Annotated in this window: 18 protein-coding genes; 2 read left to right on the top strand and 16 right to left on the bottom strand. The window is 60.5% G+C overall.

The window, feature by feature from the left end:
• Position 1: 1 nt before the first annotated feature.
• Complete coding sequence (locus tag AAC029_RS08175) at positions 2–490, bottom strand: MmcB family DNA repair protein (RefSeq protein ID WP_339746184.1); 489 nt, start codon at positions 488–490, stop codon at positions 2–4.
• A 122-nt stretch (positions 491–612) separates the two neighbouring features.
• On the opposite strand from AAC029_RS08175, the gene AAC029_RS08170 reads away from it, so the two are divergent.
• The gene (locus tag AAC029_RS08170; RefSeq protein WP_339746182.1) at positions 613–1,020 is read left to right on the top strand and encodes a metallopeptidase family protein; all 408 of its coding nucleotides are present in this window, start codon (positions 613–615) and stop codon (positions 1,018–1,020) included.
• Positions 1,021–1,185: 165 nt separating this feature from the next.
• Here the strand turns inward: AAC029_RS08170 and rplS are convergent, their stop codons facing one another.
• The 15 genes from rplS to AAC029_RS08095 all read right to left on the bottom strand — a co-directional run bounded on the left by rplS (position 1,186) and on the right by AAC029_RS08095 (position 13,888).
• Entirely contained in the window at positions 1,186–1,584 is a 399-nt protein-coding gene (gene rplS, locus AAC029_RS08165; RefSeq protein ID WP_339746180.1) for a 50S ribosomal protein L19, read from the bottom strand.
• On the bottom strand, positions 1,581–2,318 hold the full coding sequence (gene trmD, locus AAC029_RS08160; RefSeq protein WP_339746178.1) for a tRNA (guanosine(37)-N1)-methyltransferase TrmD: 738 nt from the start codon (positions 2,316–2,318) through the stop codon (positions 1,581–1,583). Before trmD ends, rplS begins: the two co-directional genes overlap by 4 nt.
• Before the next feature lie 164 nt (positions 2,319–2,482).
• On the bottom strand, positions 2,483–2,803 hold the full coding sequence (locus AAC029_RS08155) for a hypothetical protein (RefSeq protein WP_339746176.1): 321 nt from the start codon (positions 2,801–2,803) through the stop codon (positions 2,483–2,485).
• Positions 2,804–3,467: 664 nt separating this feature from the next.
• Complete coding sequence (gene rimM / locus AAC029_RS08150) at positions 3,468–4,016, bottom strand: ribosome maturation factor RimM (RefSeq protein WP_339746173.1); 549 nt, start codon at positions 4,014–4,016, stop codon at positions 3,468–3,470.
• Positions 4,017–4,107: 91 nt separating this feature from the next.
• On the bottom strand, positions 4,108–4,614 hold the full coding sequence (gene rpsP, locus AAC029_RS08145) for a 30S ribosomal protein S16 (RefSeq protein ID WP_339746170.1): 507 nt from the start codon (positions 4,612–4,614) through the stop codon (positions 4,108–4,110).
• 32 nt (positions 4,615–4,646) lie between these two features.
• Positions 4,647–5,075 carry a hypothetical protein gene (locus AAC029_RS08140; protein WP_339746168.1) on the bottom strand — a complete coding sequence of 143 codons (429 nt, stop codon included), beginning with the start codon at positions 5,073–5,075 and terminating at the stop codon, positions 4,647–4,649.
• The gene (locus AAC029_RS08135) at positions 5,072–5,530 is read right to left on the bottom strand and encodes a hypothetical protein (protein ID WP_339746166.1); all 459 of its coding nucleotides are present in this window, start codon (positions 5,528–5,530) and stop codon (positions 5,072–5,074) included. The genes AAC029_RS08140 and AAC029_RS08135 overlap by 4 nt, the downstream gene beginning before the upstream one ends.
• The gene (ffh, locus tag AAC029_RS08130) at positions 5,527–7,047 is read right to left on the bottom strand and encodes a signal recognition particle protein (protein WP_339746163.1); all 1,521 of its coding nucleotides are present in this window, start codon (positions 7,045–7,047) and stop codon (positions 5,527–5,529) included. Before ffh ends, AAC029_RS08135 begins: the two co-directional genes overlap by 4 nt.
• A gap of 223 nt (positions 7,048–7,270) precedes the next feature.
• Positions 7,271–7,474 (bottom strand): hypothetical protein, encoded by a 204-nt coding sequence (locus AAC029_RS08125; protein ID WP_339746161.1) that lies wholly within the window; start codon positions 7,472–7,474, stop codon positions 7,271–7,273.
• Positions 7,475–7,811: 337 nt separating this feature from the next.
• Positions 7,812–8,477 carry a TorF family putative porin gene (locus tag AAC029_RS08120; RefSeq protein ID WP_339746159.1) on the bottom strand — a complete coding sequence of 222 codons (666 nt, stop codon included), beginning with the start codon at positions 8,475–8,477 and terminating at the stop codon, positions 7,812–7,814.
• A 25-nt stretch (positions 8,478–8,502) separates the two neighbouring features.
• On the bottom strand, positions 8,503–10,647 hold the full coding sequence (locus AAC029_RS08115; protein ID WP_339746157.1) for a methyl-accepting chemotaxis protein: 2,145 nt from the start codon (positions 10,645–10,647) through the stop codon (positions 8,503–8,505).
• A gap of 201 nt (positions 10,648–10,848) precedes the next feature.
• The gene (locus AAC029_RS08110; RefSeq protein WP_339746155.1) at positions 10,849–12,123 is read right to left on the bottom strand and encodes a dicarboxylate/amino acid:cation symporter; all 1,275 of its coding nucleotides are present in this window, start codon (positions 12,121–12,123) and stop codon (positions 10,849–10,851) included.
• Positions 12,124–12,246: 123 nt separating this feature from the next.
• Complete coding sequence (locus tag AAC029_RS08105) at positions 12,247–12,543, bottom strand: hypothetical protein (RefSeq protein ID WP_339746153.1); 297 nt, start codon at positions 12,541–12,543, stop codon at positions 12,247–12,249.
• A gap of 132 nt (positions 12,544–12,675) precedes the next feature.
• The gene (locus AAC029_RS08100; protein WP_339746151.1) at positions 12,676–13,203 is read right to left on the bottom strand and encodes a carboxymuconolactone decarboxylase family protein; all 528 of its coding nucleotides are present in this window, start codon (positions 13,201–13,203) and stop codon (positions 12,676–12,678) included.
• 139 nt (positions 13,204–13,342) lie between these two features.
• On the bottom strand, positions 13,343–13,888 hold the full coding sequence (locus AAC029_RS08095) for a peroxiredoxin (RefSeq protein WP_339746149.1): 546 nt from the start codon (positions 13,886–13,888) through the stop codon (positions 13,343–13,345).
• Positions 13,889–14,011: 123 nt separating this feature from the next.
• Between AAC029_RS08095 and AAC029_RS08090 the strand changes: the two genes are divergently transcribed.
• Positions 14,012–14,914, top strand: a complete 903-nt coding sequence (locus AAC029_RS08090; protein WP_339746147.1) for a hydrogen peroxide-inducible genes activator — start codon at positions 14,012–14,014, stop codon at positions 14,912–14,914.
• Positions 14,915–14,926: the final 12 nt, after the last annotated feature.

The raw sequence follows: 14,926 nt of genomic DNA, 5'->3' as shown, positions 1-14,926 counted from the left end.
GTCAGGCACTGTCCGGACTTGAAATATAAGGCGATTGCGCGCCTTCGCCGACGCGCATCAACCGGTCGGCGGCGGCGCGGGCAAAGCGCAGGGTCAGGGCCTTGCGCCGGGCGGGTGCCAGGGTGAGTTGAGGGCTTTCACGCACAATGGCACCGCCAAAGCCGTCGGCGACGATCAGTCCGGCATGCTCGGGGATGACCTCGTGGGGGAAGCGCCGCGAGACGGCGAAATAGATCCGTTCGCAATAGCCGGTGTAGTCGGTCCATTTATGGTCGGCGCGAAAATCGGCAATCCCGGATTTGACTTCGATAATGGTGATCTCGCCCTTGCGGCCAATCGCGGCGAGATCGGCGCGGCGGCCGTCGGGCAGGGAGAATTCCGGGATCGCGCTATAGCCCATCTGCCAGAGCAGACGGGCTGCACCGCGCATCAGCGCCTGGGCATCATCGATTTGCGGATTGCGGTCGGAAGCAACGTCTGAAAGGTCCATGCGGGCAGTTTGTTCGGTTTTTGTTCGCGTGACAAGTCGGCGGCGAGCAGGGCGCTTGCTATTGCGGCGTGCCTTCTGCGCCCGGACCGGCTAGATGCCTGTTAGCAAAACCGGATATCGCCATGAATGCTCACGCCAATCTGACACCGCCGACACTGTCGGATTTTGAAGCCCTTGCGACCAGTGCCTGGGAAGGCCTGCCCGAGGCCTATCGGGTCCTGTGCGGTCATGTCGAACTCTTCGTCGCTGATTTCGCCGATGCCGACATGCTTGAGGCGGTTGGGCTGGAGGAGCCGTTCGAGTTGAGCGGTCTCTATATGGGCGTCGATCTGACCCAACAATCGAGTCTCGACCCGTCGCCCGAGGCCTCGCGGGTCTTCCTGTTCCGACGTCCGATTCTCGATGAATGGGCCGAGCGCGAGACGGTGACGCTGGGCGAACTGGTCAGCCATGTTCTGGTGCATGAAATCGGGCATCATTTCGGCCTGTCCGATGATGACATGCACAAAATTGAGGACTCAGACGGCTGAACGGCCGCTTTGAGTCCTGATATGCTCCCTTGGCCGCAAGCGTTTGTCGATACACCCGCAAATTCGGACTCGGGACGCAAAACCGGCCAAATTCCCTAACAAGGCGTAAAAAAACGCCCGCTGGTTGAACAGCGGGCGTTTTCAATTCGGTAAGGAAGAGAGGCCTTAGCCCTTCTTCTTTGGCTCGCGCTTGACGATGCCGCGACCGGTGGTGCGCTCGGTGATCCGGGCCGACTTGCCGCGACGATCACGCAGATAATACAGCTTGGCGCGGCGAACCTTGCCCTTGCGGACAATTTCGATCTTTTCGACGTTTGGCGAATACATTGGGAAGACGCGTTCGACGCCTTCACCGAAGGAGATCTTGCGGACGGTGTAGCTCTCATTGAGGCCGCCGCCATTGCGCGCGATGCAGACGCCTTCATAGGCCTGGACGCGTTCGCGTTCGCCTTCCTTGATGCGCACGTAAACGCGCAGCGTATCGCCAGCGGCGAAATCAGGCAGGACCTTGTCGCCGAGGACGCGGGTCGCTTCTTCTTGTTCGATCTGCTGGATCGTGTTCATCGCGCATTCTCCTTGCGCCCCAGGAACCGGGACCAAAGGTCCGGTCGGCGCTTCTTCGTTATCTCTTCTGCCATCTCGCGGCGCCAGGCCTCGATCCGGCCATGATGCCCCGAGAGCAGCACTTCAGGTGTCTCTCTGTCCTCCCAAACGCGCGGTCGCGTATAGTGAGGATATTCAAGGAGGTCGCCCTCGAAACTCTCATCTTCGGCCGAGGCCGGGTCACCCAGCACGCCGGGTAGCAATCGCACGCAGGCTTCAATGAGAAGCTGAGCGGCGACTTCGCCCCCGGCCAGCACGGCATCGCCGACACTGACCTCTTCCATGTCGCGGCTTTCAATGACCCTTTGATCGAGGCCTTCGAAGCGTCCGCAGAACACGGCAATACCGGGACCAGCCGCCCATTCCCTCACTCGCGCTTGAGAAAGAGGCCGTCCCCGGGGAGTCAAATAGATCAACGGCCGTTTCTCGCCACTCCAGCGAGACTGTACCGCATCGATCGCCGCTGCCGCCACATCAGGCCGGAGCACCATACCAGCACCCCCGCCAGACGGAGTATCGTCAACGGAGCGGTGCTTATGACGGGAAAACTCCCGGATGTCCACAGCTTCAAGTGCCCAAAGTCCACGATTCGCAGCACCCCCGATCAGCGACACCCCAAGCACGCCAGGGAAGGCCTCGGGGAAGAGCGTCAGGGCCGTCGCGGTCCAGGGAATGGGCGGTGTCGTTTCGGTCATCGCGCGGGGGTGTAGCAGGGATGGGGGCTCATGGGGAGGGGTGGTCAGCTTGGACGGGGGTAAAAAGGGACAGGTATGATTGACGCGCACGCGCCGTGGCGGCTTTCCTGGCGAAGCTAGATGGCGGCGCGTTAATCATACCTGTCCCTTTTTACGGCACCAGCTCACCCCGTCTCGAGTTCCGCATCAACAAACCCGTGCCAGGCGGACAATTCGCGGACGCGCTTCTTGATGGCGCGGTAGCGGATCGGCTTGTCGTGGGAGAGCATGGTCATGCTGTCGATCCAGGCATGGCCGATCCGGCGCTCGGGCACATGGCGCAACAGTTTGTCGGCAAAGGCCATCATCCGGTCCGGCTCGCTCGCCTTTGAGGCTGCGAGCATGCCCTCGAACAACATGTCGAGGGCGGCGGCCTGGTAGGCGCCCATCAGCGGGTCATCATTGTATTTGAGGGTGGTGGGTTGTTTGGGGTGGTTCTTTCTCATCTCGGCCTCCTGTCTGCCGGGGCGGCGGTGTGCACCAAAATCTCCACGCCGTTTCCGGCTGGAGGGATAGGAGGGTGCGGGACGCCGGCGAATGCCGGTAACCGGTAATGTAAGTAGCGTGACATTCGTGACGTCCCGCACGTGCAGTTTTCTCGGGCTGTCTCCACCCCGGTTCCAATCCAGAAAGGTACTCAGGTCGGTCGTTTAGTGCCGTCAGACCTTAATGGACGCCCTGCCAGCGCTCGGGATGTCACCCCTCTGCCCGGACAGGCTGCACGCTCCCGACCGCCGCGACTGACTGAGCTCGTGCCTCCCGTGCGACCGGAACGGGTGGATTATGCGCGCAGGTTGAGGGGGTGGGGATAAGGTCACTCATTTTTCGTCATCCCGACGAACGTCGGGACCTCGATAGACCGGGCTCCGCACTTGTCACGTCGAGGTCCTGACTTGCGTCAGGATGACGTGGGGAAATTGTGAGACGTGGCGGATAAGTCGACGATTGCGCTCCACCCCAACACCAAGCACACCATTTTCCCCGGAGGAGCGCAGCGACTTCCGGGGTCTGCCACCCGGTAGTGGTGCTGGCTCAAGCTGGCTCCGGCAGGCCCCGGAACAGGTCCGGGGGAATAGTGTATTGTAAGTCTTGGAGAAAAAGCGGCCGCCCTCAGCCCTCGCCGCCCGCTTCCTCATCCTTCGAGCCGACGTCTTCTGGTGGATCAATCGTGATCAAGCGGTCTGTCAGGGAGATGTGGGGGACGAAATCGCGGGTGAAGGGGAGGAACCAGTCGCCGCGCTCGGGCGTGCCGGTGATTTCCAGCAGATCGCCGGAGCCGAAATCATGCACGCCCTTGAGTTTGCCCATGGGTGAGCCATCGAGGCCCTGGACGGTGAGGCCGATCAGGTCGGAATGGTAATATTCCTCATCGTCCAGCTGTGGCAGGGCGGAGCGTGGAACGAAAAGTTGGGTGCCGCGCAGCGCCGCTGCATCTTCGCGGCTCAATTCCTGGTCGAACGCGACGACCCAGCCATCCTTGATCGGGCGCCAGCGCTTGGCGCGCAGGATTTCCTTGCCGGCGGCGTCGAGGAAGGGGCCATAGCTGAAGGCCGCTGCCGGATCACCGGTAAAGCTCTTGACCTTGCACTCGCCACGAACGCCATGCGCCGCCGCGATGGCGGCGACGAAGACGAGGTCGGCGGCGGGTTGGGTGGTCATGATGTCGGTCTTTCAAGACGCCCGAATCCCCGCCCGGCACAGGGCCAGGCGGGGATTGAAGGACGTTCTGCAATGCGAAGAGGCGCGAGGCCTATTCGGATTTGGCTTCTTCAGCGGCTTCCTCGGCGGGAGCGGCCTCGGCAGCAGGAGCCTCAGCTTCAGCGGCAGGGGCTTCTTCAACAGGAGCCTCTTCGACGACTGGGGCTTCCTTGGCGGCCTTGGCAGCAGCCTTGGCTTCAGCGATCGCAGTCTTGCGGGCTTCTTCCTTGTCGGCCTTTTCGGTCGCGAGTTCCTTGGCTTTCTGGCCCGGCTCACCCTTTTTCAGGTTGGAGCCGGCTTTCCAGGCCCAGGCGCTGGCATCGGCATCATGAATGAAACGGCCAACGCGATCGGTTGGCTGGGCACCCTTGGCGATCCAGGCCTTGGCCTTTTCCAGATCGAGCACGACGCGCTGGGCGTCTTTCGGCAGCATTGGATTATAGGAACCGATCTTGTCGATGAAACGGCCATCGCGCGGAGCGCGGGCGTCAGCAACGACGATACGGTAATAAGGGCGCTTCTTGGTACCACCACGGGTCAGTCGGATTTTAAGAGACATTACATTGGTCCTTCGGGTTTAAAGTTTGGGATTCAGGAAATCTGGGGGCCAAGGCATTCGCCCATGGCCGGTGGGTCAGGGAGGTCATCGTCTGTATTGCCCACCATCAGAAATTGGAGGCGGATATCACTCTTGTGTACGCCGACATATTGTTCGGGATAGCGCCATTGAATAAGCGATACCTCGGCGGCCTGAACGAACTGGCGCGCGGCGAGATCGAGCGCGTAGCTTGATGGCGTCCCTGGGACACTGGTCGAGCAACGCACGCACAGGTCAACGGGGACTCCGCCCGACCCAATTTCAAACTCGGCGAGGCAAAGCGCGTTCATGCTGAGCGCCTGAGCAAGCGGCGGGTAGATCGGTGCGACCCGTAGGATCACTTCGTTCGACGACTGAGAGTCGACCTGCGTTGTCGTCAGCACATTCGCCGCCAAGGTGAGGATGAGTGCGAGCGCGATCATTCCTGCGGGGCTCCGGTCGGCGCGCCATCGGAGCCCGGGCATTCGCCCATGACCGGTGCACGGGGAAGGCGACTAAGGGAGGCCTCTGACAGCGCGAATTCGAACTGGGTTTGGACGCCGCGATAACCCCAATATTCTTCACCGTAACGCCATTGCTCCAAGGCCTCTTCTGTGGCCTCAGTGAATTTCCGGGTGGCGCGACTGACGGCGCTCCGCGGCGGTTCGAAGAAGCCGCCGATCGCGCAGGTAACGCAGATATCAACCGCTCGGCCATCGGCGCTGACATTGTGAGACGCCCGGCAAATCGCCGTCATCCCATATCGAGCGCCCACAAATGGATAGTCCGGCACCGGACTGACCTGCGGAACAGCGTGGCCCGTCTGGTCAGCCCGGTCAGTCTGCGCTGACGCACCCCCCGCCAAGGCGAGGGCGAGTATGAGCGCTGTGCGGATCATTTCTTCGGGAAGCCGATGGGCAGGCCATCGGGTCCGAGCGGGGCGCCACCGAGACCGGGCAGGCCTGACGGTGCATCAGGTTTGGACGATCCAAGGCCGGGAAAGTCCTTGGGGATCTGGCCGAGCGAGGGCTGCTGCTGCGCACCCATGCCACGTGGCATGCCGCCGCCACCCATTCCACCCATCATGCCGGCCAGACCGCCGCGACCGCCCTTGGAGGCCTTTTTCATCATGTCGGCCATTTGCCGGTGCATCTTGATCAGCTTGTTGACGTCCGCGACATCGACACCGGAACCGGCGGCGATGCGCTTTTTGCGGCTGGCTTTGAGAATTTCCGGCTTGGCGCGCTCTTGCTTGGTCATCGACAGGATGATGGCTTCCTGACGGGTCAGCATCTTGTCGTCCATGCCGGAGGCCGCAGCCTGGGCCTTGGCAGCCTTGTTCATGCCCGGCAGCATGCCCATGATCGAGCCGAGCCCGCCCATTTTCTTGAGCTGGCTGAATTGCTCACGCAGATCGTCAAGGTCGAACTTGCCCTTGGCCATCTTCTTGGCCATGCGCTCGGCTTTTTCCTGGTCGATATCCTGGCTGGCTTTTTCGACCAGCGAGACGATATCGCCGCGCCCGAGAATGCGGCCGGCAACGCGGCGGGCATCGAAGGCATCGAGCCCGTCGGGCTTTTCAGAAACGCCGAGGAATTTGATCGGCAGACCGGTGACATGGCGCATCGACAGTGCCGCGCCGCCACGTCCGTCGCCGTCCATGCGGGTCAGGACCAGGCCGGTCAGTGGCAGGCGTTCATGGAATTTCTGCGCGGTGAGCACGGCGTCCTGACCGGTCAGCGCATCGGCGACCAGCAGGGTTTCGTGCGGGCGGGCGATATCAGAAATCGCCTTGACCTCGCCCATCATTTCTTCGTCGATCGAGGTGCGGCCGGCGGTGTCGAGTATGACGACGTCAAAGCCTTGCAGCCGGCCGGCGCTCATGGCGCGCTTGGCGATGTCGACGGCTTTCTGGCCCGCGACGATCGGCAGGAAGGCGACATCAATCTGGGTCGCGAGCTGCTGCAATTGCTCCATCGCGGCCGGACGGCGCGTATCGAGCGAGGCGAGCAGGACTTTCTTCTTGTGCTGTTCAGTGATGCGTTTGGCGAGTTTGGCCGCCGTGGTGGTTTTACCCGAGCCCTGCAGACCGGCCATCAGGATGGCAATCGGCGGCTCGCCCTCGAGATAGAGGCCTTCCGGGGCGCCATCACCGCCGAGCAGCTCGACCAGTGCATCATGGACGATCTTGACGACTTGCTGGCCCGGCGCGACGGCGCGGATGACATCCTCGCCAATGGCGCGTTCGCGGATCTGCTTGATAACGGACTTGACGACCGGCAATGCGACATCGGCTTCCAGCAGGGCAACGCGAATTTCGCGCAGGGCCGCGTCGACATCCTTCTCCGACAGCGCGCCGCGCCCGGTGAGGGTGTCGAATATACTGCCAAGCCTGTCTGTCAGCGTGTCGAACATATAGTCCTGTTCCTGCCCGTATCCGTCATTTCCGCGCCGTAAGCGCAAAGCGTCGCGACCCCGCTGAGCGAAAACTTCGCCGGGCGGGGATCTCGCCTGCCTCCCCCGTATCCCGGAAGCCGGGGCGGTTGTGCAGGTAAGACAAGCGGTAAGGCTTGCGTGATGAATGGCGGCGTTTACGCGCGGGCGGGCGCTAAGTCAAGCAGACCGCAGGCCAAGGCCTCTAGCGGTCGGCGTTTGCGACGGAGAAATCATTGCTCGCGGTGATGACCGGTGCCGGTTCACTCGTAGCAAACAGGACGCGCGGACGGTGATCATGATTGACCGCAAGTACGGCACCATAGACGGACGCCAGCATGACACTGATCGTCAGCCACAGCATGGCCGATTTGATCAGTGATCCGCTATATCGTCCTGCTCTGGTCATGTCCCGCTCCGCGACTGCCTTGCTCGATGTATTCGAGCCTGAGTCCGTTAATGAATGATATTGACCTCAAATTGGCTTAAAACTTGTCCCCATAAAGGTTCAAATTGGACCTATCGCCATATTTCAGCTCGCCTCGCGCGTTGTTTCATATGGCAAGCCGGGTCGTGGAGGCGTGATCGCAGACACGTTCACAGCCCAAACCCGGCTTGGTGGGTAGACTGTCGATTTCAGGGAAAACCGAACCTATAACAGGCACGACAGGGCAGTTCGCAAAAAAGCGGACCCCGCCATCTGGCGGGGTCCGCTCAATTGAATCACGTGATTGATTGAGCCTCGCTCAACCGCCGAATGATTGTGAGACCGAAAGGACAAAGCCTTCATCAAGTTGGGAATCATACCAACGCAAATCCCAGTCAACGCCGAACTGCGTGGTCGACGCCCCGATTTGATAATCCTCATAATCGTCACCGGGCAGATCATCGAACCGGCTCAGTCCGAGATGCGCATCGACGGCGAAATTCTCGGCGAGCTGATATGACGCGCCAAACTCGGCGTACCAAGCGGGTCCGGATTCAAGGTAGAAATCCGGCGACCAAGACAGTTTGGCGTCCCAGTCGAAACTCCCATAGCCACGGGAGATGCCGGCGAAAGCCTCAAGGAAATCCTGCTCGCCAGCCGTATCGGGCGAGCCGGGATAGGCATAGAGAATGCCGCCGAAATCGAAGTCGAATCCACCTGCCGATGGTGTGTAGCCGGCATAGAAATCGAGCTCGGTATTGGTACCGTCACCGAAATCCACATTCGTGCCCCAGGCGCCAGCATAAACAGAGTCGGAGCCCACATCGAAGCCGCCCTGGATCGCCGTACCGTGATCGGTCTGGCTGACGCCGCGGAACACATAGTCGGTGGCAAGGGTGATGTTGCCGCTGACCTCCTGTGCCGAAGCCGTCTGAAGTCCGGCCAAGCACAGGGCGCCGGCCGCGAAGAGTTTTAGTTTGAACATATTGGTTTCCCGATCTCGCGTGGGATTAAGCGGCGCGAACACCATCGAGGAAGCGGTTGACTTCCGCGCGCAGCGATTCGGCCTGCTGCGACAGGTCACGCGCCGAGGCGAGGACCTGTTGCGAAGCGGCGCTGGATTCCGAGGCGGCCTGGTTGACGCCGCCGATATTGGCGGAGACCTCCTGGGTGCCCTTGGCGGCTTCCTGGGCACCGACGGCGATTTCACGCGTCGCCGCAGACTGTTCCTCGACGGCACTGGCAATCGAGGTCGAGATTTCGCTGAGCTCGGCAATCGTCGCTGCAACCGAGGTAATGGCCTCGGCGGAGAGGCTGGTCGCGCCCTGGATGGCTTGCACCTGTTCGGCGATCTCAGTCGTCGCACCGGCAGTCTGGGAGGCGAGCTGTTTGACTTCTTGAGCGACGATGGCGAAGCCCTTGCCGGCTTCCCCGGCCCGAGCGGCCTCGATGGTGGCGTTGAGCGCGAGAAGATTGGTCTGCTCGGCGATGGCCTGGATCAAGGTAACCACATCGCCAATGCGCTGGGCCGCGTCAGACAATTGCTGCACTTTCGCAACTGTATCAGAGGCCTCACCCTCAGCGGTGATTGATTTGGTCGAGGATGTGGCCGCCTGGCGTCCAATCTCGCTCACCGAAGCCGACATTTCTTCAGCGGCGGTCGCGACAGTCTGAACGCTTGCGGTGGCCTGTTCGGCAGCGCTTGCAACCGTAACCGACCGGCTGTTGGTTTGCTCGGAGTTCGCTGACAGGGCCTCAGCGGCCTGCGATAATTCCGTCGCCGTATCGGACACTGTGGTGACGATGGAACCAACGGCGTCTTCAAATTGCTGTGCGAGCGTGAGGCGCGCTTGCCGACCTTCCTCAGCGATGCGGGTTTGGGCTTCTGCCTGTTGCTTCTCGAGTTCGAGTTTTTCGATGGCGTTCTCACGGAAAATTTCAACGCTTCGCGCGAGCTTGCCGATTTCATCCTGCATCGTCTGATGCGGCACCACGAGCGTAAGCTCGCCATTGGCAATAGCTTGCGTTGCCTTGGTGATGTTTCCGATTGGCTGGGATGTGCGCATGGCCACGAAGAATCCCGCACCTCCGACAAATAGCGTCATCAAGACAGAGATGACCGCCAATATCACGCCTTGGCTACGCGCCACTGCGAGGGCTTCATCGCGGGTTTCCGTGATGATGACCCCCCATTCGGTTCCGTGGAAGCTGACCAAACTATAGGCGCCGAAGACATCCTCGCCGCGATGGTCAACGACTTCTGTGATGCCGTGCCGATTGGCGAATACCTGTTCGACCAGATCCTCGCCGACATGGGCTTGCAAAATGGTGGATTCAGTGGAGAAGCGCGCATCGGTGCGCATCAGCCCGTCTGCACCGACGGCATAGGCTTCGCCAGTCTGTTCCAAGCCGTTGAGCGAACCCATGACCGAATTGAGTCGATCAATCGGCATCTGGAAAACAATCACGCCCTCGATGCGGCCGGCTGCATTGCGGATCGGCGTGGAGAGGAAGCTGGCCGGGGCGTCTTGGCTGGGTGCGTAAGGGGCAAAATCATAAAAGGCAGACTCGCCTGCATCGAGACTCAAGGCATCGCGGAAAGCGCGACCCAGGTCAGTGCTGCGATAGGTGCCGTTTGTCAGGTTGGTGGCGTAATCGAGTTCCTTGAACACGGAATAGACCATGTTCCCGTCGGCATCGAGCAGGAAGATATCGTAATAGCCGCGTTCGCGCAGGAATTGCCGGAACCAGGGATGATAGGCGGCATGCGATTGGCTGTAGGCGGTGCCGTCGGGAGCAAAATCCAGATTCTCCTTGGCACCGGCTGGGTTGGGGTTGTCTTCGATATAGGCTTGGCGCAGCTGATTGCCGGCATTCGGTCCCAATTCCTGCCAACCTTCGCGAAAATCCCTCAATGCACTGAGTGTGTTGGGGTTCGTGGCAATGACGTCGAGATCACCGGCAATGGATTCAAGATAGGTTTGCAAACCCTGCGCGCGCGCATTGGCAATGGTGGTCAATCGGTCCTCTACCGCCAACTGCGCGGCGGTCTGACTCCGCAGCACGCTCGTCGTGCCAAGCACCGCGCCCAGTAGCGCGCAGCCGATCAGGCCGATCAGGCCGAATTTTACCACAATGCTTAATCTTGAAAACATAGTTTAATCCCTCAGCGCCCTTAAATTGCTGGAGGATTGAAGGCTGAAATGCTGAACAAATGCTTTCGGATTTTCCGTCGTTCATAATATATGCAAGTCGATTTTAATATTGTTCTTCGGAACGCAATTGAAAACTCGACCTTTTGGGTGGATTTATTTCTATACTCAATCGTTGAGGCTACGGGCTCCTTGGCTGCGCAATCAGACCTTGGAGGGGGCCCGGAAGACGTCCTCGTCAAGCTCGCCCTCCCATTTGGCAACCGCCGTCGCCACGGCGGCATCGCCGGTGACGTTCACCGCCGTGCGCGCCATGTCCATGATGCGATCAACCGGCAGGATGAAGCCGACGATGATGGCGATGTGCTCCGGCGAGACGTCAAAAGTCTGCAGCACGATGGCGAGCAGGAAGAGCGAGGCGGAAGGGATGCCGGCGGCACCGATCGAGACGACGGCGGCGGTCACCGCGATCATCACGTAATTCATGAAGGTGAGATCATAGCCAAAGGCCTGGGCGGTAAACAGCGCCAGAATGCCGAGATAGAGCGCGGTGCCGTCCATATTAATGGTGGCACCGAGCGGCAGCACCGAACCGGCGACAGATTTCCTGATGCCCAAATTGTCTTCTGCCGCGGCAATCGTCACAGGTAGGGTTGCCGAAGACGAGGCGGTTGAGAAGGCGACCGCGATCGGGTCGGTCAAGCCGCGGAAGAAGCGGTTTAGCGGCAAGTTGAGGATCACGCGGATCAGGAAACCATAGGTAACCAGCGCGTGGGTGATCAGGCCGAGATAGACGGCGACAATCAGGATCAACACGGATTGCAGTGATTCCAGCCCCTGGCTGGCGGAGGTGTAGGCGATCAGGGCGAAGACGCCATAGGGCGCCACTTCCATCACATAATGGGTGATCTTCAGCACGACTTCGGCGGCAGAATTGAACAGCTCACCCACGGGCTTGCCGGCCTTGCCGGTCGCCAGAATGGCGACGCCAACGAAGACCGAGAAGAAGATGATCGCCAGCACATCCCCATCCGCAAGCGCGGCGATCGGATTGGTCGGGATCACGTCCAGCAGGCGATCGATGATCGAGGGCGCGTCGGTCGAGACCGGCACGGCGACGACATCGCCAAGATCAGCGCCGACGCCAGGCCGGAAAATCGTCCCGAACGTCAAACCGATGATATTGGCGAACAGGGTGGTGACGAGATAGAGGGCAATCGTCTTCAAGCCCAGCGTGCCCAGTTTGGACGGCTTGCCCATCGCAATCACGCCGGAAACCAGCGTGGTGAAGATCAGCGGCACGATCAGCATCTGGATCAGTCTGATAAAGGCAGTGCCGATGGGATATACCCAGGTGGATATCCAGGCGGTCGCCGCGTCCTGGCCCATGATCTGCGATGTCGTCAGGCCGAAGGCGACGCCTGCGACCAGAGCGATCAGAACGCGCTGCCAGAGTTTGATTGAGAACCACCAACCCATGAATTTATCCCCCGTGACGCAGGCCGGTGGCCGCATCGAATTTACCTTGCCCACACACTAATGCCTGCAGCGGGCCGGTCAATTGTCAGAGATGGAGAGCGTCAGAGGCGGCGCGCACGGCGATCAGTCGCGTTCGAAGCCGAGGGTCAATTTCGACAGGATGCGGTGAACGGAATAAACCAACCCGGCGCCGCCCAGCAAATTGGCCAAGCCTGCCAGATCACCGCTCAGCAGCAATTGGCCGCTGGCCACCAGGGCTACCGAAATGCCCAGTGGGAGCAAGAGATGGCTCCACGGCAAGTCGGCAAAATGCCGCGCACGCGATATTGTCCGGTTGGAAAACCATGTCCGACCGCCCCGGAGCGCATGGCTCTCGGCATTGGTACGCTTGGGCAGATGGTCGAAAGAATGGTCAATCATGGACATAAGCTCATTATACGGAGCTTATTGTAATTTACAAGCCCTGTGGAAAACTCACAAAAGATGCCTGAAACCAGTCGTTTTTGTAAGCATCACGGGGATGCCCAAATGTGGCGATTGTCTTAAAAATGCCTAAACAACACTCTCCGCAGCGAGGACATGCGCGACCGCGTTAACCGTCGCCGCGATGCGAACAGCGCTCTGGATCTGGGCGCTGGTCAGGCCGTGCTGGCGCAGTTCGGTCTCATGGCTGTCGATGCACAGACCGCAACCATTCACCGCGGAGACCGCCAACGACCATAATTCGAAATCGACCTTCTCGACGCCGGGATTGGCGAGCAGATTCATCCGCAAACGGGCCGGCAAGGCGCCGTATTCCTTGTTCTTCGACAGGTGGACGAAGCGGTAATACACATTATTCATTCCCATGATCGCAGCCGCAGCCTTGGCAGCGGTGAGGGCCGCCGGATCCATCCTGAGTTCGGCTTCGGTGCGGATGGCGCGCAAGGTTGTCGGCTCGCCTATGGCATAGGCGGTCGCGAGGAAGGCGCCCCATTTCTTCTGATCGTCGAGATCGGTTTCGCGCGCCAGGGAAGAGAGGTTGAGTTTCAAATCCTTGGCGTAATCGGGCAAAGCGTTCTTGAGGTCTTCGAGGTTCATCACGATCTCCGATGCTATTAAGTCTTAATTGCAAGGTGTAGGTCTGAAAAAACCCCGAGACCGCCGTGGGGGATACGAACGATCTCGGGGTCGCGCAGGCAGCGTCCCGGGGGGTGGGACGCGCTGCCCGGATTTCAGACTAGAGGGTTTCGCCGCCCACCGGACGGTTGCACGGGCAAAGCTCGTCGGTCTGCAGCGCATCAACCACCCGCAGCGTGTCTTCCGGATTGCGGCCGACATTGAGATTGGTGACGTAGACGTGCTGGATGACATTGTCGGGATCAACCACAAAGGTGGCGCGATAAGCGACGCCGTCATCGGTGCGAATGCCGAGGGAATCGATCAAGGAACCGGTCGAATCGGCGAACTGCCACATCGGCAGCTTGTCCAGATCAGGATGCTCGCGGCGCCAGGCCAGCTTGCAGAACTCATTATCGGACGAGCCACCCATCACCACGGTGTCACGATCTTCGAATTCGCCATTGAGCTTGGCAAAGGCTGCGATCTCGGTCGGGCAGACGAAGGTGAAATCCTTGGGGTAGAAGAAGATAACCTTCCACTTGCCGGCAAAGCTCTCCTGGGTAATTTTCTCGAAGGCGGATACGCCGTTTTCCTCATGCGCATTGAAACCCGGCTTCACGCCAACAATCTCAAAATCCGGCAGTTTTTCGCCAATACCCAACATGTCACTCTCCACTTGATTGAGCCGGCCGATATCGCCGGCGCCTTTTGTCCAGCCACCTATGCCCTTGACGCTGCAATAAACCCAATGGATTATATTTTGCCGATCCATAGGTATTTTCGATAGATGACCCAGCTACCGACTTTGCGCCAACTTCAATTCCTGCTGGCCCTCGCCGAGCATGGCAGTTTCTCGCGCGCCGCCGAATCCGTCTTCGTCACCCAACCGACGCTGAGTGCGGCGATCAAGGAGCTGGAGGCGATCCTGGGCGTCGTCCTGGTGGAGCGCGGCGCACGCGGTGCCACGCTGACACCGGCGGGCGAAGCCGCGCTGAGCCGGGCCCGGCGGGTGATGACCGAGGCCGAAGATCTGGTCGTTGCCGCCCAAGGCGCTGGCGAGCCGCTCTGTGGCCCACTCAAGCTCGGTGTTATCCCGACGATCGCGCCCTTCCTCTTGCCGCGCGTCCTGCCGACCGTGCGGCGCAAATTTCCCAAGCTTGAGCTTTATCTGCGCGAGGATCTGACGCACCGGCTCTATGATGCCCTGCTTGAGCGCCGTCTCGACGCCGCTCTGGTGGCACTGCCATTTGAAGCCGCGATGATCGAGACGCATGTTCTGGGTTCCGATGAATTCCTGTTCTGCTGCGAGCCGTCACATCCGCTGGCGCAACACGCGAACCTGAAATCCGCCGACCTGATCGACGAACCGCTGCTGCTGCTTGAGGACGGCCATTGCCTGCGCGATCACGCGCTGGCGGCCTGTTCCGCCGGCCGGGTGCGCACTGATTTTTCCGCCACCAGCCTGCATACGCTGGTCCAGATGGTCAAAGCCGGCTTGGGCGCAACCCTCCTGCCCCGCATGGCGGTTGAGGCTGGCCTGGTGGATCAGTTGGACTTGGCGGTGCGGCCGTTCGATCCACCCATAGTCGGGCGCGAGATCGGGATTGCCTGGCGCCGGGGCTCGGCCCGGGCCGACGAGGCGCGCCAGCTTGGTGACGTGATCCGCAGCTTGCTGAAGATGCCTGTATAGGCACAGCGACCG

Origin of the sequence: uncultured Maricaulis sp. (assembly GCF_963975345.1) — a bacterium.
Classification (GTDB): Bacteria; Pseudomonadota; Alphaproteobacteria; order Caulobacterales; family Maricaulaceae; genus Maricaulis.
The sequence above is the reverse complement of the archived record's forward strand: the minus strand, read 5'-3'. Positions and strand labels throughout refer to the sequence as shown.